Annotated in this window: 22 protein-coding genes; 11 read left to right on the top strand and 11 right to left on the bottom strand. The window is 66.8% G+C overall.

Annotated features, from left to right (window positions below; all coding sequences use genetic code 11):
* The first annotated feature begins 6 nt into the window (after nt 1–6).
* The 7 genes from GU927_RS03490 (at nt 7) to GU927_RS03460 (ending at nt 7097) form a co-directional block, all read left to right on the top strand.
* Nucleotides 7–2202 (top strand): RNA degradosome polyphosphate kinase, encoded by a 2196-nt coding sequence (locus GU927_RS03490; RefSeq protein ID WP_161760967.1) that lies wholly within the window; start codon nt 7–9, stop codon nt 2200–2202.
* An 80-nt stretch (nt 2203–2282) separates the two neighbouring features.
* On the top strand, nt 2283–3836 hold the full coding sequence (locus tag GU927_RS03485; RefSeq protein ID WP_161760966.1) for a Ppx/GppA family phosphatase: 1554 nt from the start codon (nt 2283–2285) through the stop codon (nt 3834–3836).
* Nucleotides 3836–4447, top strand: a complete 612-nt coding sequence (locus GU927_RS03480; RefSeq protein ID WP_161760965.1) for a VOC family protein — start codon at nt 3836–3838, stop codon at nt 4445–4447. The genes GU927_RS03485 and GU927_RS03480 overlap by 1 nt, the downstream gene beginning before the upstream one ends.
* Nucleotides 4444–4932, top strand: coding sequence for a GNAT family N-acetyltransferase (locus GU927_RS03475; RefSeq protein WP_161760964.1), 489 nt, complete (start codon nt 4444–4446; stop codon nt 4930–4932). The genes GU927_RS03480 and GU927_RS03475 overlap by 4 nt, the downstream gene beginning before the upstream one ends.
* Before the next feature lie 31 nt (nt 4933–4963).
* Nucleotides 4964–5662 (top strand): molecular chaperone DjiA, encoded by a 699-nt coding sequence (locus GU927_RS03470; RefSeq protein WP_161760963.1) that lies wholly within the window; start codon nt 4964–4966, stop codon nt 5660–5662.
* Nucleotides 5662–6741, top strand: coding sequence for an endonuclease/exonuclease/phosphatase family protein (locus GU927_RS03465; RefSeq protein ID WP_161760962.1), 1080 nt, complete (start codon nt 5662–5664; stop codon nt 6739–6741). The genes GU927_RS03470 and GU927_RS03465 overlap by 1 nt, the downstream gene beginning before the upstream one ends.
* On the top strand, nt 6738–7097 hold the full coding sequence (locus tag GU927_RS03460) for an AAA+ family ATPase (RefSeq protein WP_161760961.1): 360 nt from the start codon (nt 6738–6740) through the stop codon (nt 7095–7097). Before GU927_RS03465 ends, GU927_RS03460 begins: the two co-directional genes overlap by 4 nt.
* Here the strand turns inward: GU927_RS03460 and GU927_RS03455 are convergent.
* Nucleotides 7094–8389 carry a flavin monoamine oxidase family protein gene (locus tag GU927_RS03455; protein WP_161760960.1) on the bottom strand — a complete coding sequence of 432 codons (1296 nt, stop codon included), beginning with the start codon at nt 8387–8389 and terminating at the stop codon, nt 7094–7096. The genes GU927_RS03460 and GU927_RS03455 overlap by 4 nt on opposite strands.
* Nucleotides 8390–8458: 69 nt before the next feature.
* Entirely contained in the window at nt 8459–10588 is a 2130-nt protein-coding gene (scpA, locus tag GU927_RS03450; RefSeq protein ID WP_161760959.1) for a methylmalonyl-CoA mutase, read from the bottom strand.
* A 105-nt stretch (nt 10589–10693) separates the two neighbouring features.
* Here scpA and GU927_RS03445 point away from each other — a divergent pair, with 105 nt between their 5' ends.
* Nucleotides 10694–11146 (top strand): DUF4174 domain-containing protein, encoded by a 453-nt coding sequence (locus GU927_RS03445; RefSeq protein WP_161760958.1) that lies wholly within the window; start codon nt 10694–10696, stop codon nt 11144–11146.
* Nucleotides 11147–11191: 45 nt separating this feature from the next.
* Here the strand turns inward: GU927_RS03445 and GU927_RS03440 are convergent, their stop codons facing one another.
* The 6 genes from GU927_RS03440 to GU927_RS03415 all read right to left on the bottom strand — a co-directional run bounded on the left by GU927_RS03440 (nt 11192) and on the right by GU927_RS03415 (nt 16591).
* Nucleotides 11192–13195, bottom strand: a complete 2004-nt coding sequence (locus tag GU927_RS03440) for an acetyl-CoA carboxylase biotin carboxylase subunit (protein WP_161760957.1) — start codon at nt 13193–13195, stop codon at nt 11192–11194.
* Nucleotides 13196–13315: 120 nt separating this feature from the next.
* Nucleotides 13316–13522, bottom strand: a complete 207-nt coding sequence (locus GU927_RS03435) for a hypothetical protein (protein ID WP_161760956.1) — start codon at nt 13520–13522, stop codon at nt 13316–13318.
* A 196-nt stretch (nt 13523–13718) separates the two neighbouring features.
* Nucleotides 13719–14126, bottom strand: coding sequence for a hypothetical protein (locus tag GU927_RS03430; protein WP_161760955.1), 408 nt, complete (start codon nt 14124–14126; stop codon nt 13719–13721).
* A 123-nt stretch (nt 14127–14249) separates the two neighbouring features.
* The gene (locus tag GU927_RS03425; RefSeq protein ID WP_161760954.1) at nt 14250–14387 is read right to left on the bottom strand and encodes a hypothetical protein; all 138 of its coding nucleotides are present in this window, start codon (nt 14385–14387) and stop codon (nt 14250–14252) included.
* 214 nt (nt 14388–14601) lie between these two features.
* Nucleotides 14602–15048, bottom strand: a complete 447-nt coding sequence (locus GU927_RS03420; protein ID WP_232489111.1) for a DUF6497 family protein — start codon at nt 15046–15048, stop codon at nt 14602–14604.
* Nucleotides 15049–15058: 10 nt separating this feature from the next.
* Complete coding sequence (locus GU927_RS03415) at nt 15059–16591, bottom strand: acyl-CoA carboxylase subunit beta (RefSeq protein WP_161760953.1); 1533 nt, start codon at nt 16589–16591, stop codon at nt 15059–15061.
* A 298-nt stretch (nt 16592–16889) separates the two neighbouring features.
* Between GU927_RS03415 and GU927_RS03410 the strand changes: the two genes are divergently transcribed.
* The 3 genes from GU927_RS03410 to GU927_RS03400 all read left to right on the top strand — a co-directional run bounded on the left by GU927_RS03410 (nt 16890) and on the right by GU927_RS03400 (nt 20211).
* Entirely contained in the window at nt 16890–17243 is a 354-nt protein-coding gene (locus GU927_RS03410) for a DMT family protein (RefSeq protein WP_161760952.1), read from the top strand.
* A gap of 66 nt (nt 17244–17309) precedes the next feature.
* Complete coding sequence (locus GU927_RS03405; RefSeq protein ID WP_161760951.1) at nt 17310–18521, top strand: multidrug effflux MFS transporter; 1212 nt, start codon at nt 17310–17312, stop codon at nt 18519–18521.
* 292 nt (nt 18522–18813) lie between these two features.
* Complete coding sequence (locus GU927_RS03400; RefSeq protein ID WP_161760950.1) at nt 18814–20211, top strand: helix-turn-helix domain-containing protein; 1398 nt, start codon at nt 18814–18816, stop codon at nt 20209–20211.
* Between the two features lie 135 nt (nt 20212–20346).
* Here GU927_RS03400 and GU927_RS03395 read toward each other — a convergent pair whose 3' ends face one another.
* The 3 genes from GU927_RS03395 to betA form a co-directional block, all read right to left on the bottom strand.
* Entirely contained in the window at nt 20347–20583 is a 237-nt protein-coding gene (locus GU927_RS03395; protein WP_161760949.1) for a YdcH family protein, read from the bottom strand.
* Nucleotides 20584–20660: 77 nt separating this feature from the next.
* On the bottom strand, nt 20661–21320 hold the full coding sequence (locus tag GU927_RS03390; RefSeq protein ID WP_161760948.1) for a thermonuclease family protein: 660 nt from the start codon (nt 21318–21320) through the stop codon (nt 20661–20663).
* An 80-nt stretch (nt 21321–21400) separates the two neighbouring features.
* Complete coding sequence (gene betA / locus GU927_RS03385; RefSeq protein ID WP_161760947.1) at nt 21401–23059, bottom strand: choline dehydrogenase; 1659 nt, start codon at nt 23057–23059, stop codon at nt 21401–21403.
* Nucleotides 23060–23078 lie beyond the last annotated feature (19 nt).

The following is a 23078-nucleotide window of genomic DNA, read 5'->3' as shown; positions in this document are numbered from 1 at the left end:
CGCCCCATGACCCAGGCCGATTTCCTCAAATCCTCCTTCCCCGCGCCCGTCGCCATCGCGGAAGCGGACCGCACTGGCCCCCGCCGCTTCTTCAACCGCGAACTCTCGTGGCTCGCCTTCAACTGGCGCGTGCTGGACGAGGCGTCGAACCCCGCCGTCCCCCTGCTGGAACGCCTGCGCTTCCTGTCGATCTCTGCCACCAACCTTGACGAATTCTACACCGTCCGCGTCGCGGGCCTGCGCGCGCTTGTCCGCAACGGCAACGCCACCCTGTCCGAGGATGGCCGCAGCCCCGCAGAACAGCTTGCCCTCATCCATGCCGATGCGCGCCGCCTGATGCAGACGCAACAGACCGTCTACAACAAACTCCGCCGCGAGATGGAGGGGCAGGGCATCACGCTGCTCACCCGCTCCAAACTCACCGCGCGCGACCTCAAACACCTCGAGGCGCATTTCCTGCACAAGGTCTTTCCGGTCCTCTCGCCGCTTGCCATCGACCCGGCCCACCCCTTCCCCTTCATCCCCAATACGGGCTTCTCCCTCGCCCTCGAACTCGAACGCGAAAGCGACCACCGCACGCTTCAGGCCCTGCTCCCCATCCCGCAGCAGATCGCCCGCTTCGTCCCCCTGCCCGGCAAACCCGGCGAGAACCGCTATCTGCCGCTGGAAGAGCTGCTTCTCCTGCATCTCGACATGCTCTTCCCCGGCTATACCGACCGCGGCCACTGCATCTTCCGCGTCCTGCGCGACAGCGATCTCGAGGTGGAGGACGAGGCCGAAGACCTCGTCCGCGAATTCGAAACCGCCCTGAAACGCCGCCGCCGGGGCGAGGTGATCCGGCTGAAGATCTCCGCCGGCGCCCCCCCCGAACTGCGCGCCCTCATTATGGACGAGCTTGGCGTGACCGAAGACATGGTGGTCGAGGTGCGCGGCCTGCTCGGCGTGGCGGACCTGAAGGAACTCGTCCTCTCCTCGCGGCCCGACCTGCTCTGGCCCCCCTTCGCCTCGCGCGTGCCGGAACGGGTGCAGGACCATGACGGCGACCTCTTCGCCGCGATCCGGCAGAAGGACATCCTCCTGCACCACCCCTACGAATCCTTCGACCTCGTGATCCGCTTCCTCGAACAGGCGGCGCGCGACCCGAACGTGTTGGCGATCAAGCAGACGCTCTACCGCACCTCCTGGGACAGCCCCGTGGTCAGCGCGCTCTGCGAGGCGGCCGAGGCCGGCAAATCCGTCACCGCCCTCGTCGAACTCAAGGCCCGCTTCGACGAGGCCGCCAACATCCGCCAGTCCCGCCGTCTGGAACGCGCGGGCGCCCATGTCGTCTACGGCTTCATCCAGTACAAGACCCACGCCAAGATCAGCACCGTCGTCCGGCGCGAGGGCGAGAATCTCGTCACCTACACCCATTACGGCACGGGCAACTACCACCCGATCACGGCGCGCATCTATACCGACCTCAGCTTCTTCACCTGCGACCCCGCGCTGGGGCGCGATGCGACCAAGGTGTTCAACTACCTTTCGGGCTATGTGCAGCCCGAGGGGCTGGAAAACCTCGCCATCTCGCCCATCACCCTCAAACCCCGCCTGCTCGGCCTGATCGCGGAAGAGGCGGACCATGCCCGCAAGGGCCGCCCCGCCGAAATCTGGGCCAAGATGAACTCCCTCATCGATGCCGAGGTGATCGACGCCCTCTACGCCGCCTCACAGGCCGGGGTGAAGATCAGCCTCGTCATCCGGGGCATCTGCGGCCTGCGGCCGGGCGTGAAGGGCATGTCGGAAAACATCCGCGTCAAATCCATCGTGGGCCGCTTCCTCGAACATTCCCGCATCGTCTGCTTCGGGTCGGGCCACGGCCTGCCCTCGCAGAAGGCGCGGGTCTTCATGTCATCGGCCGACTGGATGGGCCGCAACCTGACCCGCCGCGTCGAAACGCTGGTCGAGGTCAAGACCCCCACCGTCAAGGCCCAGATCGTCAGCCAGATCATGGCCGCCAATCTGGCGGACGAGGCGCAAAGCTGGGTCCTCCGCCCCGATGGCAGCTACAACCGCGACCTGCGCCCGCAGGACGGCGCACTTTTCGCCTGCCACCGCTTCTTCATGGAAAACCCCTCGCTCTCGGGGCGCGGCACGGCGGGGGCCAAGGACGTGCCCCGCCTTGCCCAGTTGCGCGACGAAAGCCCCGCTTCCGACCTGTGACCCGTACCGGTAACCGCCCGAATCCTTGACCCTGCCACCGGTTCCGCGCACCTTCCGCGCGAAAGATTAAGGACTGCCAGATGACCGACACCACCCCCGCCACCGACACCGGCAGCGACGAGGAATGGGGTCCCTTCGGTCGCCCGATCTTTGACGACCCCTCGGCCCGCGCCCTGTCGCGGGTGGGCGTAGTCGATGTCGGCTCGAACTCGGTCCGCATGGTGGTCTTTGACGGCGCGGCCCGCAGCCCCGCCTATTTCTTCAACGAAAAGATCATGTGCGGCCTGGGCAAGGGCCTGCATGAAACCGGCAGGCTCAACCCCGAAGGCCGCAAGCGCGCGCTTGCCGCCCTGAAACGCTTTGCCCTTCTGGCCGAAGGCATGGGCATCAACACCCTGACCGTCGTCGCCACCGCTGCCACGCGCGAGGCCGCCGATGGCCCCGATTTCCAGGCCGAGGTCCTGCGCGAGACGGGGCTGAAACTCTGGGTGGTCGATGGCGACGAAGAGGCGCGGCTCTCCGCACAGGGCGTGCTGCTGGGCTGGCCAGAGGCAAAGGGTCTGGTCTGTGACATCGGCGGCAATTCGATGGAACTCGCCCGCATCGGCGACGGCAAGGTGGGCAAGCGCGTCTCCACGCCCCTTGGCCCCTTCCGGCTGCAACAGGTCAAGGGGGGCGAGAAGAAGCGGCAAAAGCTGATCGAACGCGTCCTCAAGACCGCGCAGGCAGAGATCAAATCGACGGGCGAACGCATCTACCTTGTCGGCGGCTCATGGCGCGTCATCGCGCGGCTCGACATGGAACGGCGCAACTATCCGCTGACCGTGCTTCACGAATACCGCATGACGCCGCAAAGCCTGCTCGACACGCTCGACTGGATCGCTGCCAATGACCTTGCACTCCTGCGCGCGCGCACGGGCACCTCGACCGAACGGATGGAACTCGTCCCGCTGGCCTGCGAGGTGCTGCGCGAACTCATCCGCATCCTCAAACCCTCCGAGATCGACGTCTCCGCCTATGGCATCCGCGAGGGGCTGCTCTACGAACAGATGCCCCCCCGCCTGCGCCAGCGCGACCCGCTGATCGAAGCCGCGCGCATGGCCGAGATGACCTCGGCCCGCGTGCCGGGTTTCGGCAAGAAGCTCTACGACTTCCTGCTTCCGCTCTTCAAGGATGCCGACCGAGACCGCCTGCGCCTGATCAAGGCCGCCTGCCTGCTGCACGACACCACATGGCGCGCCCATCCCGACTACCGCGCCGAGGTCTGCTTCGACAACGCCACCCGCGCCAATCTTGGCGGGCTGGACCATCCGGGGCGCGTGTTCCTCGGGCTGTCGCTGCTGCACCGCTACAAGAACTCGCGCGCCGGATCGCGGCTCGAACCGCTCTTCCGCCTGCTCACCGACCAGCAGATCCAGGAGGCCGAGGTGCTGGGAAAGGCCATGCGCTTCGGTGCCATGTTCTCCATCGCCGATCCGGCCGAGGCGGGCGCGCTCCGCTGGCTGCCCAAGAAGCGCGTCCTCGAACTCTCGCTGACCGAACGCGGCAAGTCACTCTTTGGCGAGGTGGCGCAGGCCCGCTTCTCCTCGCTCGCCCTGTCGATGAAGGCCACGACCAAGGTGGTCGACGCCTGATGCTGGTGCTCGACCACCTTGCCGTTTCCTGCACCGGTCTGGCCGAAGGCGTGGCGGCGGTCGAGGCAGCGCTTGGCCTGCCGCTGGCGGCGGGCGGGCAGCATCCGCATATGGCGACGCACAACCGCCTCCTGTCGCTCGGCCCCGACCTCTATCTCGAAGTCATCGCCGCCGACCCGTCGCAACCCCGCCCCGCCTGGCCGCGCTGGTTCGACCTCGACCGCTTTTCCGGCCCGCCGCGCCTGACCAACTGGATCTGCCGCACCGGCGACCTTGACGCCGAACTGGCCCAATCCCCCGCAGGCACCGGCACCCCCGTCGCCCTGCAACGCGGCGATTTCCGCTGGCGCATGGCGGTCCCCGCCTCCGGCATCCTGCCCTTCGACAACCGCTTCCCCGCCCTGATCCAGTGGGAGGGCACCGCCCACCCCGCGCCCCGCCTGCCCGACCACGGCGCGCGGCTGACCGCCCTTCACATCACCCACCCGCAGCCCGACGCCCTGCGCGCGGCCCTCTCGCGCCTGTCCGACCCCCGCGTCCACGTCACCGCAGGCCCCCCCGCCCTGCGCGCCACCATCACCACCCCGCAGGGCGAGCGCGTGCTGACATGATCCGCGACGCCACCCCCGCCGATGCCGCCGCCATCGCGGCCATCTGGAACCCCGCGATCCGCGACACCGCCGTCACCTTCAACTCCGCCGAAAAGTCCCTTGCAGACATCGCCGCCATGATCCGCGACCGGCAGGGCGCAGGCCATGCCTTCCTCGTGGCCGAACAGGACGGCACCGTCGCGGGCTTTGCCACCTATGCCCAGTTCCGCGGCGGCGTGGGCTATGCCCGCACGATGGAACACACCATCCTCCTCGCCCCAGCGCATCACGGCGCGGGCCTCGGCCGCGCCCTCATGTCCGCGATCGAAGATCACGCCCGCGCGGGCGGTGCCATCTCGATCTTCGCCGGCGTCTCGGCGGAAAACCCTGCCGGACGCGCCTTTCACGCCCGCATGGGGTTCGAAACGGTGGCGATCCTGCAACGCGTGGGCTTCAAATTCGGGCGGACGATGGATTTGGTGCTGATGCAGAAGTTCCTCCGCTGACTTCCGCCCCGACCCGCACTATCATCCGCATATGTCGATTTGGACCCGCATCGCCGAAGCGCTCTCAGCCCTCGCGCAAGGCGAGCCGCTTTCCGTTGTCTTCGACAAGCTGACCGGTCATGTCGACCACCAGCCCGAACTGTCCGTGGGCTTCACCATCGCCGTCCTCGCCCTCGGCGCCAAACTCGCCAAGGCCGACGGTCAGGTGACCAAGGACGAAGTCACCGCCTTCCGCCGCGTCTTCACCATAGACGAGGCCGAAACCGCCAACGCCGCCCGCGTCTACAACCTTGCCCGTCAGGACGTGGCGGGCTTCGACGCCTATGCCCGCAAGATCGCCGCCATGTTCGGCCCCGCCCATCGCGACGTGCTGGAAGACGTGATGGAGGGGCTGTTCCTCATCGCCCTCGCCGACGGCACCTACCACCCGCGCGAGGATGAATTGCTGCACGAGGTCGCGCGCATCTTCGGCCTGACCGACGCCTGTTTCAAATCCCTGCGCGCCAGCTTCGTCGAAGGCGCGCCCCGCGATCCCTACGACGTCCTCGGCATCCCCGCCGGAACGCCGGTCGAGGAAGCCCGCGCCGCATGGAAACGCGCGGTGAAGGAAAACCACCCCGACCGCATGCTCGCCCGCGGCGTCCCGGAAGAGGCGATCCGGCTGGCCGAACGCCGCCTCATCGCGCTCAACGCCGCATGGGAAGAGATTTCGGCAAAAGAGGCCGCCTGATGGGCGGGGCGCGGCCCCTGCGCCTTGCGACCTACAATGTCGAATGGTTCAACGCGCTTTTCGACGATGCGGGCCGCCCGCTGGACGATGCCCGCCCCTCGGCCCGCTACGGCATCACCCGCGACCGGCAACTCACCGCGCTGCGCACCGTCTTTTCCGCCCTCGACGCCGACGGGATCATGGTGATCGAGGCGCCCGATACCGGCACGAAACGGTCGACCACCCGCGCGCTGGAACGCTTCGCCGCCAGCGCGGGGATCCGCGCGCGCAAGGCGATCATCGGCTATCCGTCCGAAACCGAACAGGAAATCGCCTTCCTCTACGACCCCGACCGCCTGACCGTCCACCACGACCCTCAAGGCGCCCCCGCGCCCCGTCAGGGCGGCCACGACGCCCCCCGCTTCGACACCGCCTTCCGCTACGACCTCGACGCCGACGGGATCAGCGAGGTGATCCGCTTCTCCAAGCCCCCCCTCGAACTCGCCGTGACATGGGACGGCCACCCCCTGCGCCTGATCGGGGTCCATGCCAAATCCAAGGCCCCCCACGGCGCGCGCGACGGGGCGGAACTGACCCGCCTTGCCATCGACAACCGCCGCAAGCAGCTTGCCCAGTGCCTCTGGCTGCGCCAGCGCGTCACGGCCCATCTGGCGGCGGGCGACGCGCTGGTCGTGCTGGGCGACCTGAACGACGGTCCGGGGCTGGACGAATATGAAAAACTCTTCGGCCGCTCCGGTGTCGAAGTGATCCTCGGCCTCGATGGCCCGCCGGAATTGCGCCTGCACGACCCCCACGCCGCCATGGCGATCACCCAGCGCCTTGGCGTCGCCCCGTCCACCGCGCGCTTCTACATCGCCCCGCAGGACCGCTGGTTCGACGCGCTTCTGGATTTCGTCATGGTCTCGCCCGACCTCTGCCCCCGCGCAACATGGCGCATCTGGCACCCGCATGACGACCCCGCCATCGCCCGCACCCCCGCGCTCTGGGCCGCCCTTCTGGACGCATCGGACCATTTCCCGGTCACGCTGGACCTTGCGCCGGTTGAATCCGCCGCCCCCGCCCCCATCTTGGGTCCATGAGACACGCAGCCCTCGCCCTCCTGCTCGCCCTCTCCCCCCTCGCCGCCACGGCGCAGGAGGCAGCGCCCGACCCCGCGCCCGAAACGGCAGAGGACGGCCCCTCGCTCATGGAACGCGGGCTTGCCCTGTTCTTCGAAGGCTTCACGCAGGAAATGGAACCCGCGCTGGACGAGATGCGGCAGGCGCTGGATCAGCTCGGCCCCACCATCGCGCCCGCGATGGAAAAGCTGATGGCATTGGTCGACGACATGACCAATTACGAACTGCCCGAAATGCTGGAAAACGGCGACATCATCATCCGCCGCAAACCCGACGCGCCGCCGGTCGAAACCCCGCCCGACGGCGTGGAACTCTAACCCGCCAGCATCGCCCGCGCCACGGCGCGACCCGACAGCACCGCGCCATGCGCCGTGCCGTAATGCTCCGCCTCGCAGGCCTCGCCCGCGAACCACAGCGCGCCGTCCCAGTCCGCCCCCGCCAGCGCGCGGCGGTCCTTGGGCCCCGACCCCACGGCGTGGAAACTGTAGCTTCCCAGACTGAACGGATCGCGCCCCCAGCGCGTCACCTGCGCCGCCACGGGCGCCGGAAAGCCGCTGCCGAACATCGCCCGCAGCGCCGCCACGGCCTGATCCACCGTCGCGCGATCCTCCAGCGCCTCGATCCCCGCCGCCTGATCCCCCGCATTGAACCCCAAGAGGACCGGCGCCCCCGTCACCCGCGCCAGCGACACCCATTCCGCCCAGACACCCGCCTCCGGCCCCAGCCAGCCGATCCAGTCCACGTCATCCGGCCATGCCACGCGGTCGAACCGCAGCCAGCACTTGTTCAAAAGCCCCATGCCCAGCGCCCCGATCGCCGCCTGCCGCCGCGCGCCCAGTGCTTCGGAAAAACGCACGCGCCCCGCCTGCAACACCCCCAGCGGCAGCGTGCACAGGATCGCCCCCGCCGCCACCGCCGATCCGTCGGCCAGTTCCACCCGCCCCGGCGCGACGGTCACCACCTCGGCCCCCGTGCGGATATCCAGCCCCCGCGCCAGATGCCGCGCCACCGCGTCGAACCCGTCGGGAAACAGCTTGTCCGCCCCGTCGAATTCCCCGCCCTCTGCGCCATACCATGCCGAAAGGCGCCGCGCGGGCCCGCCATATTCCTGCTCCAGTGTGCTGTTGACCAGATAGTCCACCAGCCGCCGCTCCCGCGCATCGGCCTTGCGCCATGCCGCCGACGCCTCGACCGCCGCGCGCACCGACAGGTCGGCCCCCGCCTCCCCTGCTGCGGCCAGCGCGCGTGACAGGATGCGCTCCGCCCCGCGCAGGTCCGGGTCAATCTCGCGCCCTGCGGCATCGATCAGGATGGACCGGTCATAATCGGTCGCCACCAGCCGCGCCCCCGCCTCGCGCGCAAGCGCGGTCAGCGGGTTGCCCTTGGTTCCGTGGATCCAGCTTGCCCCCAGATCGACCGGCAAGCCTGACCAGAGGCGCGAGCTATGCAGACGTCCGCCAACCCTATCCCGCGCCTCCAGCACGGTAACGGCCCGGCCCGCATCGGCCACCACGCGCGCCGCCGACAGCCCCGCCAGCCCCGCGCCGATCACCACGACCGGCGCATCACCCTCTCCGGCGCGTCCCGCGCGCGACGCCCACGGTCCCATCGCCGCCGCCCCCAAACCAGCCACTACCGAACGACGCGACACCAAAGGCGACACGGACAGGACCCCGACCTAGCCCCGCGCCTGCCGGATCAGGTCAAGGATTTCCCGCGCCGCCTCGGGGATGTTGGTCCCCGGCCCGAAGATCGCCTTGACCCCGTGGTCATAGAGGAACTGGTAATCCTGCTGCGGAATGACGCCGCCGCAGATCACCAGTACATCATCCGCCCCCGCCTCCTTCAGCGCCTGCACCAGCTTGGGCGCGAGCGTCTTGTGCCCAGCCGCCTGGCTCGAGATGCCGACGACATGCACATCATTGTCGATGGCATCCTGCGCGGCCTCTTCCGGCGTCTGGAACAGCGGCCCCACATCGACGTCGAACCCGATATCGGCAAAGGCGGTCGCGATCACCTTCGCCCCGCGGTCATGCCCGTCCTGCCCCATCTTTACGACCAGCATCCGCGGACGCCGCCCCTCGGCCTCGGCAAAGGCTTCCACGTCCTTCTGGATCTGGGCGAAACCCTGATCCCCCTCATAGGCCGCGCCATAGACTCCGGCCAGCGTCTTAACCTCGGCCCGATGCCGCCCGAACACCTTTTCCATCGCGTCCGAAATCTCCCCGACAGATGCCCGTGCACGGGCTGCCTCCACCGCCGCTTCCAGCAGATTGCCACCCTCGCCCGCGCGCCGCGTCAGTTCCGCCAGCGCCGCCTGACAGGCCGCCTCGTCCCGCTTGGCACGCGTCGCGCGCAGCCGCGCGATCTGCGCCTCGCGCACGGCGACGTTGTCGATGTCCAGGATGTCGATCGGCTCTTCCTTGTCCTTGCGGTACTTGTTGACGCCGACGATCACCTCTTCGCCCCGGTCGATCATCGCCTGCCGCCGCGCCGCCGACTCCTCGATCCGAAGCTTCGGCATCCCCGAGGCCACGGCCTTCGTCATGCCCCCCATCGCCTCGACCTCTTCCATCAGGGCCCAGGCATCCTCGGCCAGCTTGGCGGTCAGGCTTTCGACGTAATAGGACCCTGCCAGCGGATCGATGACCTTCGTCACCCCCGTTTCTTCCTGCAAAATCAACTGCGTGTTCCGCGCGATCCGCGCGCTGAACTCCGTGGGCAGGGCAATCGCCTCGTCCAGCGCATTGGTGTGCAGCGACTGCGTCCCGCCCAGCACCGCCGCCATCGCCTCATAGGCCGTGCGGATCACGTTGTTATAGGGATCCTGCTCCTGCAAGCTGACGCCGCTCGTCTGGCAATGTGTCCGCAGCATCAGGCTGGATGCCTTCTTCGCCCCGAACCCTTCCATGATCCGGTGCCACAGCATCCGCGCCGCGCGCAGCTTCGCCGCCTCCATGAAGAAATTCATCCCGATGGCAAAGAAGAACGACAGCCGTCCCGCGAAATCGTCCACATCCATCCCCCGCGCCAGCGCCGCACGGACATATTCCCGCCCGTCGGCCAGCGTGAAGGCCAGCTCCTGCACAAGGTTCGCCCCCGCCTCCTGCATGTGATAGCCGGAGATCGAGATGGAATTGAACTTCGGCATCTCGCGGCTGGTGTATTCGATGATGTCCGCGATGATCCGCATCGAAGGTTCGGGCGGATAGATATAGGTGTTCCGCACCATGAACTCTTTCAGGATGTCGTTCTGGATCGTCCCCGAAAGGGCTGCACGCGGCACCCCCTGCTCCTCGCCCGTGACGATGAAATTGGCCAGAATCGGGATCACCGCCCCGTTCATCGTCATGGACACGCTGATCTTTTCCAGCGGGATGCCGTCAAACAACACCTTCATGTCCTCGACGCTGTCGATGGCGACACCGGCCTTGCCCACATCGCCCACAACGCGCGGATGGTCGCTGTCATAGCCGCGATGGGTGGCAAGGTCGAAGGCCACCGACACCCCCTGCTGCCCCGCCGCCAGCGCCTTGCGGTAAAAGTTGTTGCTCTCTTCCGCCGTCGAAAACCCCGCATATTGCCGGATCGTCCACGGGCGCCCCGCATACATCGTGGCCCTGACCCCCCGCGTGAAGGGCGCCACCCCCGGCAACTCGCCCATCTGCGGCAGCCCCGCCGTATCGGCCGCGGTATAAAGCGGCTTGACCGCGATCCCCTCCAGCGTGTTCCACGTCAGGGTCTCGGGATCAGCCCCCTTCAACTCCTTCGCCGCCAGCGCGCGCCATTTCGACAGGTCTTCCGACATCTCTCTTCCTTCCTTCACACCGGCCCGACACATCGCGGTCGGCAACCGGCATATCCCTTGGGTTTTCAGTCCCCTGCCCTATATTGGCAGGCAAAGGGGAACCGAATGAAACTGCTGCGCATCCTGCTCGTCGCCGCCCTTCTGCCGCTTGCCGCCACCGCGCAAGAGGCCGCGGAAGAGACGGGTTTCGCCCCCGTTCCCGCCGACGCCATCGTCTGGGAGGAGCTTCTGTATGTGAAGCGCCCCGTGGTCGTCTTTGCCGACAGCCCCAACGACCCGAACTTCATCCGCCAGATGGAGCTGATCGCCCGCGATGCCGCCGAACTGGCCGAACGCGACGTGATCCTCATCACCGACACCGACCCCGCCGCGCGGACCGAGGTGCGCCAGAAACTCCGCCCCCGCGGCTTCTCGCTTGTGCTCTTGGACAAGGACCTGAAACCCGTGATCCGCAAGCCCCTGCCGTGGGAGGTGCGCGAAATCACCCATGCCATCGACAAGTTCCCCCTGCGCCGGCAGGAAATCCAGCAGGGCGCAGGCCGCGGCGCGGGGGGCTGACCGCCCTCCGCCACCTTGGCCAAGGTCACGCCCCGCCGGACCACCTCACTCGAACTCCATGATCACGTCATCCACCTTCAGGCTCGCCCCCGCCGCCGCGTTGATCTTGCGGACGACGCCACGCCGTTCGGCCTTCAGGATGTTCTCCATCTTCATGGCCTCCACCGTCGCCAGCGCCTGGCCTTCCTGCACCTCGTCGCCCTCGGCCACGTTGATCTTCACGACCAGACCGGGCATCGGGCACAGCAGGAATTTCGATGTATCGGGCGGCAGCTTTTCGGGCATCAACAGGGCCAGATCATGCTGGCGCGGCGTGCGCACATGCACCTTCAGGTCCGCCCCCCGCACCCGCAGCCGGAAGCCCATCGGCACCTTGCCCACCTTCAGAACCAGCGGCGCGCCATCCACCATCAGCCGCGCCAGCGCCTGACCGGGGGTCCAGTCGCTTTCCACGCGGTGGCTGGTCCCTTCGGCGAAAGTCACGGTGGACCCGCCCTTGTCTGCGCGGATCGTCACGGGGAAGGCCTCGCCCTGCACCGACACGACCCAGTCATCGCCCACGCGGCGCTGGTGGTTGTCCATCGTGCCGGTGATCTTCGTGCGCCGGATTTCCGCCACGCGGTTCATCGCCGCCGCCGCCGCCGCCACGCGGCGCAGCATGGCCCCATCCAGCGCGACACCCTGGAACCCCTCGGGATATTCTTCCGCGATGAAGGCCGTGGTGATGTTGCCAGACACGAAACGCGGATGCTCCATCACCGCCGAACAGAAAGGCAGGTTGTGCCCGATCCCTTCCACTTCGAAGGTATCCAGCGCCAGCCGCATCTCCTCGATCGCCGCCTCGCGCGTCTCGCCCCATGTGCAGAGCTTGGCGATCATCGGGTCGTAATACATGGAAATCTCGCCGCCCTCATAGACGCCGGTATCGTTGCGCACGATCCCCCCGCCCGCGGTCGGCCCCTCGACCGGCGGGCGATAGCGCGTCAGCCGCCCGATGGAGGGCAGGAAGTTCCGGTACGGATCTTCCGCATACAACCGGCTTTCCATCGCCCAGCCGTTGATCTTCAGATCCTCTTGCCGGAACGGCAAAGGCTCGCCATTCGCCACGCGGATCATCTGCTCCACAAGGTCCACGCCCGTGATCAGCTCCGTCACCGGATGCTCAACCTGCAGACGGGTGTTCATCTCGAGGAAATAGAAATTCCGGTTGCCGTCGACGATGAATTCCACCGTCCCCGCACTCGTATACCCCACCGCCTTGGCCAAGGCGCAGGCCTGTTCCCCCATCGCCTTGCGCGTCGCGGCATCAAGGAAGGGCGAAGGCGCCTCTTCGATCACCTTCTGGTTCCGGCGCTGGATGGAACATTCCCGCTCGTGCAGGTAGACGCAGTTGCCGTGCTTGTCGGCCAGCACCTGAATCTCGATATGGCGCGGTTGCGTCACGAATTTCTCGATGAAGATGCGGTCATCCCCGAAGGACGCCGCCGCCTCGTTCTTGGACGACTGGAAGCCCTCAGCCGCCTCCTGATCGTTCCACGCGATCCGCATCCCCTTGCCGCCGCCGCCCGCAGAGGCCTTGATCATCACCGGATAGCCGATCTCGCGGGAAATCTTCACCGCCTCGTCGCTGTCCGCGATCAGGCCCATATAGCCCGGAACGGTCGACACCCCCGCCTGCTGCGCCAGCTTCTTCGAGGTGATCTTGTCCCCCATCGCCTCGATCGCGGGGCTGGGCGGGCCGATGAAGACGACGCCTTCCTTCTCCAGCGCAGCCGCGAAATCCATCCGCTCGGACAGGAAGCCATAGCCCGGATGCACCGCCTCGGCCCCCGTGGCGCGGATCGCCTCCATGATCCTGTCGATCACGATGTAGGACTGGTTCGCAGGGGGCGGGCCGATATGCACCGCCTCATCCGCCATCTTGACGTGCAGCGCGTTGCGGTCGGCATCGGAATAGACGGCAACCGTCTTGATGCCCATCTTGCGCGCGGACTTGATGACGCGGCAGGCAATCTCGCCCCGGTTGGCGATCAGGATCTTCTTGAACATCTCTCTCCCCTTCCACCGCGCCCGGGCCGGGGCGCGGAAATGACAAAGGCCACCGGGGCATGACGCCCCGATGGCCTTCTGGATTGCGGATCCGCCACCCCCGAAGGGGCGGCGATCAGATCAGTAGCTCCGGCAGCCGCCGACCACGTTGCAGCTCGCAGCACCGGCGATACCGCCCAGCGCCGCACCGGCAACCATGTTTTCGTCCATTGCATCGGCAAGGGCTGCACCGGCGACCGCGCCGGCAAGGCCGCGTTCGGTCGGGGTCTGCATGCAGCCCGCAAGGGTCGTGGTGGCAAGTGCAAGAATGACAATATATTTACGCATGGCTCGTTGCCTCTCGGGGTTGTTCTTGCGGCGCATGATACCGCAGCCCGTGTAGCAATAAAGAAGAATTCGCGCCGCTGCATCCGGTCCGCAACGCCATAGGCAAATCCGCGCCCATCGTCCCGCACCGCCCCGCTTGCGCCCGAAGGCACGGGACGCAGCACCCGAAGGCGCGCGGAACAGGGCGCGGCACGGCTCACCGGTCCTCCTCCCCGTCCCAGTCGTCGTCATCCTCGAACCCGAAATCCGGCGCATCCGGCGCAAAGATCTCGGGGAAGGCCATCTCCGCCCGCTTGCGGTCGATCCTCAGCAACGCCTCGTAGGAACAGGGATCGAACGGGTCCTCTGCCGGCACGACCTCGCGCCCGAACAGCCAGGAAAGCCGCCCCGCATCCAGATTGCCCCGCTCGAACGGCTCTTCCCCGAACTGCGCCCAGAGCGCCGCCATGAAGCCCTGATCCGCCATGCGGTCGGCATGCTTGCGGTCCTTGAACCGCTCGCGCCGCGTGATCTTCGTCGCGCCGTCCTTCTTGTTGGCGCGGCGGATGGTGAACTGGAAATCCGTTCCGGGAAGGCGGCCCGGAAACCCGCGATGCTTCAGCATGACTGGCCCCTCTCATGTCCAAGGGGGGCGTCATGGCGCATCACCAGCCCAAGGTCAAACCCCGCGCCAGACAGAATAAGGGCGGGCCGGGGCGCATCCGCCCCGATGGCCCGCCCAGATCCATTACTTGTATTTGCCGGTGTAGGTCGGCTCGGTCGTAACCGGCTCTTCCACATAGACGACTTCTTCTTCCTTCGCAGCGCAGGCAGCCACAAACGCGACCATGCACAGGGCCAGAAGGGTTTTCGTGCTCTTCGACATCCTCTACTCCTATTTTCTTGGAGGGCAGGGTCGCACGGACCTCCGCACGCCCGCCCCCGATGCGAGGCATAGGCCGCTTGGGATCGGCCTGCTGGCACCATAACGGAAAATCCGCCCGATGCACATGCAGGCTCTGCCAAGTTCTCGGCCTGTGGCCCTGCTACATCAGCAAGTGCATATGCGGCAAGAGATTTCGCCTTGCGCGGGATGTCCATCAGAACACCTCCCACTGGCAGGCGCCGTCAACGACGCTGTAGGATTCGAAGAATTGCACCACATCCGGCGCGGCGGTCCCGAACTCCACAGCCGCAGCGGACAGCGAAATCACCACCTGCTGCGCCTCGACCCCGAACTCGGGCAGCCGCGGCACGGCAAAGCGGTCGCACAGGTGCTGCATGTCGGCGCTGGCGGTGTCGAAATCCACCCCGCCTCCGTCGGCGATGCCCGGCGCGATGAAGCGGAACCGCATCACCATCCCGTCTGGCCCGGGCACGTTCCAGATCACGTCCTGCCACGTCACCTCTTGCCCCGAGGGCACATCCACGCGCAGCCCGTTGCCCGCCACCACCTCGGCTGCGGCGGTGGCGGCATCCTCCTGTGCAGCCGCAAGCCCCGCCCAAAGGGCGACTGCTGCCGTCACAAGAAAGGACACCGCGCGCATCACCGGACCCTTACAGCGGAATGTTGTCGTGCTTCTTCCACGGGTTGACCTGCTTTTTCGTCCGCAGGCTGGCAAAGGCGCGCGCCACGCGGCGGCGGGTGGAATGGGGCATGATCACCTCGTCGATGAACCCCTTTTCCGCCGCGACGAAGGGATTGGCGAAACGGTCCTCGTAATCCTTCACCCGCCCCGCGATCTTGTCCTTGTCGCCCAATTCGCTGCGATACAGGATCTCGACCGCACCCTTCGCGCCCATCACGGCGACCTCTGCCGTCGGCCAGGCATAGTTGAAATCGCCCCGCAGGTGCTTGGACGACATCACGACATAGGCCCCGCCATAGGTCTTGCGCGTCAGCACCGTCACCTTCGGCACCGTCGCCTCGCCATAGGCAAACAGCAGTTTCGCGCCGTGCTTGATGACCCCACCATATTCCTGGCTGGTCCCCGGCAGGAAGCCCGGCACATCGACCAGCGTCAGGATCGGCACCTCGAAGGCATCGCAGAACCGCACGAACCGCGCGGCCTTGCGGCTTGCATCGATGTCGAGGCATCCCGCCAGAACCATCGGCTGGTTCGCCACCACACCCACGGTCTGGCCTTCCAGCCGGATGAAGCCGGTGATGATGTTGCCCGCAAAGTCCTTCTGGATCTCGAAGAAATCGCCCTCGTCGGCGATCTTCAGGATCAGTTCCTTCATGTCATAGGGCTGGTTCGGATTGTCCGGCACCAGCGTGTCCAAGGACATCTCCACCCGCGCCGGATCATCGAAGAAGGGCCGCACCGGCGCCTTCTCGCGGTTGTTCAGCGGCAGGAAGTCGAACAGCCGCCGCGTCTCGGCGATCAGTTCCACGTCATTCTCATAGGCGCCATCCGCGACCGACGACTTCTTGGTATGCGTCGAGGCCCCGCCCAGTTCCTCTGCCGTCACATGCTCGTTCGTGACGGTCTTCACCACATCCGGCCCCGTGACGAACATGTAGGAGCTGTCCTTCACCATGAAGATGAAGTCCGTCATCGCGGGGGAATAGACCGCGCCCCCCGCACAGGGCCCCATGATCAGCGAAATCTGCGGCACCACGCCCGAGGCAAGGATGTTGCGCTGGAACACCTCGCCATAGGCCGCGAGGGAACTCACGCCCTCCTGAATCCGCGCCCCGCCGGAATCGTTCATCCCGATCACCGGCGCGCCGTTCTGGATCGCCATGTCCATGATCTTGCAGATCTTGGCCGCGTGCGTCTCCGACACCGACCCGCCCAGCACGGTAAAGTCCTGCGAGAACACATAGACCATCCGGCCATTGATCGTGCCCCATCCGGTCACGACCCCGTCGCCGGGATGCTTCGTCTCTTCCATCCCGAAATCCGTGCAGCGGTGCTGCACGAACATGTCGAATTCCTCGAAACTGCCCTCGTCCAGCAGCAGCTCGATCCGCTCGCGCGCGGTCAGCTTGCCCTTGGCGTGCTGCGCCTCGACCCGGCGCGCGCCACCGCCCGCGCGGGCCACGGCGCGGCGGTCTTCCAGTTCCTGCAGGATATCCTTCATCGGTGCTCTCCCCCCGAATTTGGCCGATACATAGCGGGCCGCAGGGGGGCATCAAAACGGAGTCTGGCATATTTGCAAATTCTTGGCATGGCAGGGCGCGCAAAACGCAAATCCGCAAACCCCTCGCCTTCCGCCCCGCGCCGCCCTAGAACGGGGCCAAGCGGACGGGACATGGCCCTAACCCCTTCATTTTCTGTCCACAAATATCCCCGGGTGGGTCCGGGAGGGCAGGCCGCCCTCCCGGGGCCTCCACCCGCGCAACGCCGGTCCGTTCCGCCACCCGCCCAAGAAGGCCAACATGTCGCAGCTTCCCGTCCCCGTCACCACCATCGGCCTCCTGCTGGCCTCCAACATCTTCATGACCTTTGCATGGTATGGCCACCTGAAGTTCAAGACCGCCTCGCTGGTCACCGTCATCCTCGTGTCATGGCTGATCGCCCTGCCGGAATATATCCTTCAGGTTCCGGCCAACCGCATCGGGCACGGCCATTTCTCCGCCGCCGAACTGAAGACGATACAAGAGGTCATCACCCTGTCCGTCTTTGCCGTCTTTTCGGTCTTCTACCTCAAAGAGCCGCTTGGCTGGAACCATGCCATCGGATTCGGCTTCATCGCGCTCGGGGCGTTCTTCATCTTCCACAAATGGGGATAGGTGTTACACGAAGCCGTGCATAGCGGCGCATGGACAAGCGTCACGCGCGGGCGTAGCCCTTGGGGAATGAGCACGACCCGCTTCCTCGATCGCCGCACACCCCCGCACATTGCCACGCTGATCCTGATGGCGGGGCTGTCCGCGCTGACCATGAACATCTTTCTGCCCTCGCTGCCGGGGATGGCGGCATGGTTCGACGTGCCCTATGCGCTCATGCAGCTGTCCGTCGCCCTCTACCTCGCGCTGTCGGCCGTGCTGCAGGTCGTGATCGGCCCTGTCTCGGACCGGTTTGGCCGGCGCAAGGTGCTGCTCGTTTCGCTGGTGCTCTTCCTGATCGCCACCGTGGGCACGCTCTTTGCCCCCGATGCGACCAGTTTTCTTGTCTTTCGCATGGCACAGGCGGTGATCGCCGCGGGCATGGTGCTGTCGCGCGCCGTGGTGCGCGACATGGTGCCCGATGCACAGGCGGCCTCGATGATCGGCTATGTCACCATGGGCATGTCCATCGTGCCGATGATCGGCCCCGTGATCGGCGGCGTGCTGGACGAAACCTTCGGCTGGCAGGCGAACTTCGCGCTGCTGCTGGCGCTCGGCCTTGCGACCTTCGCGCTGATCTGGGCCGATCTGGGCGAAACCGCCACGATCCGCCGCATCTCCTTCATGGATCAGGTCCGCACCTATCCGGCGCTGCTGAAATCCCGCCGCTTCTGGGGCTATGTCGGCTGCGCCTCCTTCGCCTCCGGCTCCTTCTTCGCCTATCTGGGCGGCGCGCCCTATGTGGGCAACGTGGTCTTCGGACTGTCCTCGTCGGAAATCGGCGTGCTCTTCGCCATCACCGCCGTGGGCTATGCGGCGGGCAACTTCATCGCGGGGCGCTTCTCGGTGCGGGTCGGAATGAACCGGATGGTCCTGATGGGCTCTCTCGTCACGGCCAGCGGCCTTGGCTTTCTGCTGCTCCTCACGCTCGCGGGCTTCCATTCGGCCTATATCTTCTTCGGCTCCACCATCGCCGTGGGCCTGGGCAACGGCATGACCCTGCCCAATGCCAATGCGGGGATGCTGTCGATCAAGCCCGAACTCGCAGGCACAGCCTCAGGCCTTGGCGGCGCGATCCAGATCGGCGGGGGCGCGGCGCTGGCGGCGCTGGCGGGGGCGCTGCTGACCGAAGGCGCGACCGAGATGCCGCTGGTCCTGCTGATGCTGGGGTCGTCGGTGCTGTCGGTGCTGTCGATCCTTGCGGTGATCCGCAGGGCGCGGGCGCTGGGGCTTTCAAACTGACTCAAGGCGCAAGGGGATTGCGAGGGCTCCTGTGCAGCCATCGCAGTCCCCGCCGTTAGGGCCGCGCATGACACGCCAGGGCGGGCGCCCATGGCGCAGGACCCGAGGGGGTGAGGCGGGGAGAGAAATCGTCCAGTGGACGATTTCCCCGCCGAACGCGCGGCCCGTGGCCGCGCCGGGAGGTCGTGCGCGGCCCATGCCTTGAGCACGGGCCACTCCTGACCGTTGCGCCCATGCGCCAAATTTGCAAAGCATAGCGAAAGCGAACCCCGTGTTTTGCAAAGGCCACCCCATGCCCACCCAGAAACTCTACGCCGGTGCCAAGCTGCGCGAGATCCGCGCCCGCCTCGCCCTCACGCAAAAGACCTTCGCCGACAAGCTGGGCGTGTCCCTTCCCTACCTGAACCAGATGGAGAACAACCACCGCCCCGTCTCGGCCGCCGTCGTCCTTGCCCTCGCACAGGAATTCGGCCTCGACGTCACCGAACTGACCGTGGGCGAATCCGAACGCCTCGTCTCGGACATGCGCGAGGCCCTGGCCGACCCCGTCTTCGCCGCCACCACGCCCCCCTTGGCCGACCTGCGCCTCGCCGCCTCCAACGCCCCGGCGCTGGCCCGCGCCTTCCTCGACCTGCACCGCGCCTACCGGCAAACCCACGAACGCCTCGCCTCGCTGGACGAAGCCCTGGGCCGCGAAGACGCCTCCCTCCGCCCCAGCCCGTGGGAAGAGGTGCGCGACTTCTTCCACTATTGCGACAACTACATCGACGCCGTCGACCGCGCCGCCGAACATTTCGCCTCCCTCGCCACCCCCGCGCAGGACATCACCCGCGCGGCCCTGTCGGCGCTGGAAAAGCGCGGCATCACCACCACCTTCACTGACCAGCCCGAAACCCGCCGCTACGACCCCGCGACCAAGCGGCTCACGCTATCCAACCGCACCGCAGGCCCGACCCAGCGCTTCCAGCTCCTGCTGCAAGTCGCCCTCCTGACGCAGAACGAGCTGATCGAGGCCACGCTCGACCTCGCCCGCTTCGCCACGCCCGAGGCGCGGGACATCGCCAAGATCGGCCTTGCCAACTATTTCGCCGGCGCAGCCCTCCTGCCCTACCGCGCCTTCCAGCAGGCCGCGCTGGAAACCCGCCACGACCTCGAACGTCTGGCCGATCTCTTCGGCGCCTCCATCGAACAGGTCGCGCACCGCCTGTCGACCCTGCAACGCCCGGGCGCCAAGGGCATTCCCTTCTTCTTCGTCCGCGTCGATCAGGCGGGTACCATCACCAAACGCCACTCCGCCACCCGCCTGCAATTCGCCCGCTTCGGCGGGGCCTGCCCGCTCTGGAACGTCCACCGCGCGTTTGAAACCCCGGGCCAGTTCCTGCGCCAGCTTGCCGAAACCCCCGACGGCGTGCGCTACCTCTGCCTTGCGCGCGATGTGTCGAAACCCGGCGGGGCCTTCCTCGCCCCCGTCAAACGCTACGCCATCGGCCTTGGCTGCGAAGTCCAGCACGCCCCGCAACTCGTCTATGCCGACGGGCTGGACCTGAAGGGTCATTTCGAACCCATCGGCATCTCCTGCCGCATCTGCGAACGCCCCGCCTGCCACCAGCGCTCCGTTCCCCCCCTCGAACGCCGCCTGAAAGTCGACCCCGACCGCCGCGGCCTCCTGCCCTACGAGATCGCGGAATGACAAAAGGCCCCGGCGAATACCGGGGCCGTTCTCACGAAAACCCGTCCCGGGCTTGACCCGGGACCTCCCCTCAAACCCGCACCACGCTCCGCAGCACGAGGCCCCGGATCAAGTCCGGGGCGGGATCATGGGGCATCACGCGGCCAGCTGCTTCCAGATTTGGTCCTTCAGCTTCATCCGCTTGTGCCGCAGTTCCGTCTCGTGTTCCGGTGTGGTGGGCTCCACAAGCGTCTCGGCCCGATGCACGGCGCGGTTGATCTCGTGATATTCCTCCACCAGCCGCGCGAAATGCGCGTCCTTGGCCTTCAGCGCATGGATCGCCTCGGCCTTCTCGGGGAAGTCCTCATAAAGGTCATGGGGCGTGTTCGACATGTGCATTCTCCTTCGCGTCGTTACGATTCGACCCTAAAGGTGAATGACCGCCGCGACTTTGACCTCGGTCAAACCGGTTAACGCTCGGCCCGCCGGAACCCCGCCGCCCGCGCCTCGGCCTCGGTGCAGAACCACCGCTCGCCTTTCTTCTCGTTGATCCGCGTCGCCTCGTAATCCGCCTGCCCCGGCAGATGGTAGATGCGCCCGCCCTTGCCACCGATATTGCCCTTGATCGCGCAGGCGGGGTCCGGCGCGGGCTGCCCCTCGCCCGCATGGCGATAGGTCTCCGGCTCCACATAGACCGACGACCACAGGCCAAGTCCTTCGGCCCGCGCGGCAGCCTCGGCATTCACATAGCGCCCCGAATAGCGGCGATAGGCGATGGCCAATCCCTGCCGCACCAGCGCCGCCCCGACATCGTCGCCCCCCGCGAGGCACACCGCCACATTGCGCCCGTAACGGTCGGTATCCTGCACAGTGCAGACCACGCGCTTGCGTCCCAGCAGCCCCTCGAGCGCCGTCTTCGCCGCCTGCCCGCAGGCCCATCTCCGCCCGCCTCGCGCGCAGCTCTGGTCCAGCTCCGGCGCATCCACGCCGAACAGCCGCACCTTCTGCCCCGCCACGTCCAGCGTATCGCCATCCACGGCCCGCGCACGCCCCGCGATCTCCGTCGCATGGACAGGCAAGGCCAGCGCGAGGGCCGCCAGAACGATCAGGGAACGAAAGGTTAATGCCATGCCCCGACTTCCGCCGGAGTACGGCGGAAATCAAGGTTAAAGTTAACGGATCGTTAACGCGTCCGGACAAAGCCGGAACATCACCGCTGCGCCGTGCGCCAGTTCGGGTTGATCCACGGCTCGGCATTGGACCGCGGCAGGGGCGTGTGGCCTAGCAGATGGTCCGCCGCCTTTTCCCCCACCATGATCGACGGCGCGTTCAGGTTGCCGTTCGTCACCTGCGGGAAGATGGAACTGTCGGCGACCCGCAACCCCTCGACCCCGATCACGCGGCATTCCGGATCGACCACCGCCAAGGGGTCGTCCCGCCGCCCCATCCGCGCCGTGCCGCAGGGGTGATAGGCGCTTTCCACATGCTCGCGGATGAACCCGTCCAACTCCGCATCGCTCTGCACCCCCGCCCCCGGCTGGATCTCGTGCTTCACATAGCCCGCCATCGCCTCCTGCCCGAAAATCTCGCGCGTCAGGCGGATGCAGGTGCGGAAATCCGCCCAGTCGTCGGGATGCGACATGTAGTTGAACAGGATCTTCGGCGCATCCTTCGGATCGCCCGACCGCAGCGTCACCGCCCCCCGCGATTTCGACCGCATGGGGCCGACATGGGCCTGAAACCCGTGCCCCTCGGCCGCGGCCTTGCCGTCATAGCGCACCGCGATGGGCAGGAAGTGGTACTGGATATCCGGATACTCCACCCCCGCCTTCGACCGGATGAAGGCGCAGGCCTCGAACTGGTTCGACGCGCCCAGCCCCTTCTTGGTGAACAGCCACTGCGCCCCGATCACCGCCTTGCCCCAGAGGTTCCAGTATTTGTACAGCGTCACAGGCTTCTTCGACGCGAATTGCAGATAAAGCTCCAGATGGTCCTGCAAATTCGCCCCCACACCGGGCCGGTCCGCCACCACCGTGACCCCATGCGTCCGCAGATGCGCGGCATCGCCGATGCCCGACAGCATCAGGATCTTCGGCGTGTTGATGCTGGACGCCGCCACCACCACCTCGCGCGCGGCGCGGATCACCTCGATGGCCCCCCCGCGCTCCACCTCCACGCCCACGGCGCGACCGCCTTCGATCACCACCCGCCGCGCAAAGGCGCGCACCACCTGCACCTTCCCCGTCTTGATCGCAGGCTTCAGATAGGCATTCGCCGCCGACCAGCGCACGCCGTTGTGGATCGTGGCCTCCATCGGCCCGAACCCTTCCTGCTGCTGGCCGTTGTAATCGCGCGTCACAGGATAGCCCGCCTGCTCCCCCGCCCGGATGAATGCATCGAACAGCGGGTTCTCCCGCGGCCCCCGCGTCACGTGCAAAGGCCCGTTCGCGCCCCGCCACGACGGATCGCCCCCGTCCCGCGCCCCGTGCCAGTTTTCCATCCGCTGGAAATAGGGCAGCACATCCGCATAGGCCCAGCCTTGCGCCCCCATATCCGCCCAGGTGTCGAAATCCCGCGCATGGCCCCGCACATAGACCATCCCGTTGATAGATGACGACCCCCCGATCACCTTGCCCCGCGGCGTCGCCAGCACGCGGCCGCCCAGATGCGGTTCGGGTTCCGTATGGAAACCCCAGTCATAGCGCGACATGTTCATCGGATAAGACAGCGCTGCGGGCATCTGGATGAAGGGCCCCGCATCCGTCCCGCCATGTTCGATCACCGTGACCGTCGCGCCCCCCTCGGCCAGACGCCACGCCATGGCCGATCCGGCCGAGCCCGCCCCGATGATCACGAAATCCGCAGACATTGTCCCCATTTCCTTCTTT

The sequence above is a fragment of the Paragemmobacter amnigenus genome, from assembly GCF_009908265.2.
GTDB lineage: Bacteria > Pseudomonadota > Alphaproteobacteria > Rhodobacterales > Rhodobacteraceae > Paragemmobacter > Paragemmobacter amnigenus.
This window is presented reverse-complemented; position numbering and strand designations above follow the sequence as displayed.

Bases quoted from the DNA above. Each gene is read 5' to 3' on its own strand.
- GU927_RS03490 (WP_161760967.1), top strand. From the start codon at position 7: ATGACCCAGGCCGATTTCCTCAAATCCTCCTTCCCCGCGCCCGTCGCC.
- GU927_RS03485 (WP_161760966.1), top strand. From the start codon at position 2,283: ATGACCGACACCACCCCCGCCACCGACACCGGCAGCGACGAGGAATGG.
- GU927_RS03480 (WP_161760965.1), top strand. From the start codon at position 3,836: ATGCTGGTGCTCGACCACCTTGCCGTTTCCTGCACCGGTCTGGCCGAA.
- GU927_RS03475 (WP_161760964.1), top strand. From the start codon at position 4,444: ATGATCCGCGACGCCACCCCCGCCGATGCCGCCGCCATCGCGGCCATC.
- GU927_RS03470 (WP_161760963.1), top strand. From the start codon at position 4,964: ATGTCGATTTGGACCCGCATCGCCGAAGCGCTCTCAGCCCTCGCGCAA.
- GU927_RS03465 (WP_161760962.1), top strand. From the start codon at position 5,662: ATGGGCGGGGCGCGGCCCCTGCGCCTTGCGACCTACAATGTCGAATGG.
- GU927_RS03460 (WP_161760961.1), top strand. From the start codon at position 6,738: ATGAGACACGCAGCCCTCGCCCTCCTGCTCGCCCTCTCCCCCCTCGCC.
- GU927_RS03455 (WP_161760960.1), bottom strand. From the start codon at position 8,389: ATGGGACCGTGGGCGTCGCGCGCGGGACGCGCCGGAGAGGGTGATGCG.
- scpA (WP_161760959.1), bottom strand. From the start codon at position 10,588: ATGTCGGAAGACCTGTCGAAATGGCGCGCGCTGGCGGCGAAGGAGTTG.
- GU927_RS03445 (WP_161760958.1), top strand. From the start codon at position 10,694: ATGAAACTGCTGCGCATCCTGCTCGTCGCCGCCCTTCTGCCGCTTGCC.
- GU927_RS03440 (WP_161760957.1), bottom strand. From the start codon at position 13,195: ATGTTCAAGAAGATCCTGATCGCCAACCGGGGCGAGATTGCCTGCCGC.
- GU927_RS03435 (WP_161760956.1), bottom strand. From the start codon at position 13,522: ATGCGTAAATATATTGTCATTCTTGCACTTGCCACCACGACCCTTGCG.
- GU927_RS03430 (WP_161760955.1), bottom strand. From the start codon at position 14,126: ATGCTGAAGCATCGCGGGTTTCCGGGCCGCCTTCCCGGAACGGATTTC.
- GU927_RS03425 (WP_161760954.1), bottom strand. From the start codon at position 14,387: ATGTCGAAGAGCACGAAAACCCTTCTGGCCCTGTGCATGGTCGCGTTT.
- GU927_RS03420 (WP_232489111.1), bottom strand. From the start codon at position 15,048: ATGCGCGCGGTGTCCTTTCTTGTGACGGCAGCAGTCGCCCTTTGGGCG.
- GU927_RS03415 (WP_161760953.1), bottom strand. From the start codon at position 16,591: ATGAAGGATATCCTGCAGGAACTGGAAGACCGCCGCGCCGTGGCCCGC.
- GU927_RS03410 (WP_161760952.1), top strand. From the start codon at position 16,890: ATGTCGCAGCTTCCCGTCCCCGTCACCACCATCGGCCTCCTGCTGGCC.
- GU927_RS03405 (WP_161760951.1), top strand. From the start codon at position 17,310: ATGAGCACGACCCGCTTCCTCGATCGCCGCACACCCCCGCACATTGCC.
- GU927_RS03400 (WP_161760950.1), top strand. From the start codon at position 18,814: ATGCCCACCCAGAAACTCTACGCCGGTGCCAAGCTGCGCGAGATCCGC.
- GU927_RS03395 (WP_161760949.1), bottom strand. From the start codon at position 20,583: ATGTCGAACACGCCCCATGACCTTTATGAGGACTTCCCCGAGAAGGCC.
- GU927_RS03390 (WP_161760948.1), bottom strand. From the start codon at position 21,320: ATGGCATTAACCTTTCGTTCCCTGATCGTTCTGGCGGCCCTCGCGCTG.
- betA (WP_161760947.1), bottom strand. From the start codon at position 23,059: ATGTCTGCGGATTTCGTGATCATCGGGGCGGGCTCGGCCGGATCGGCC.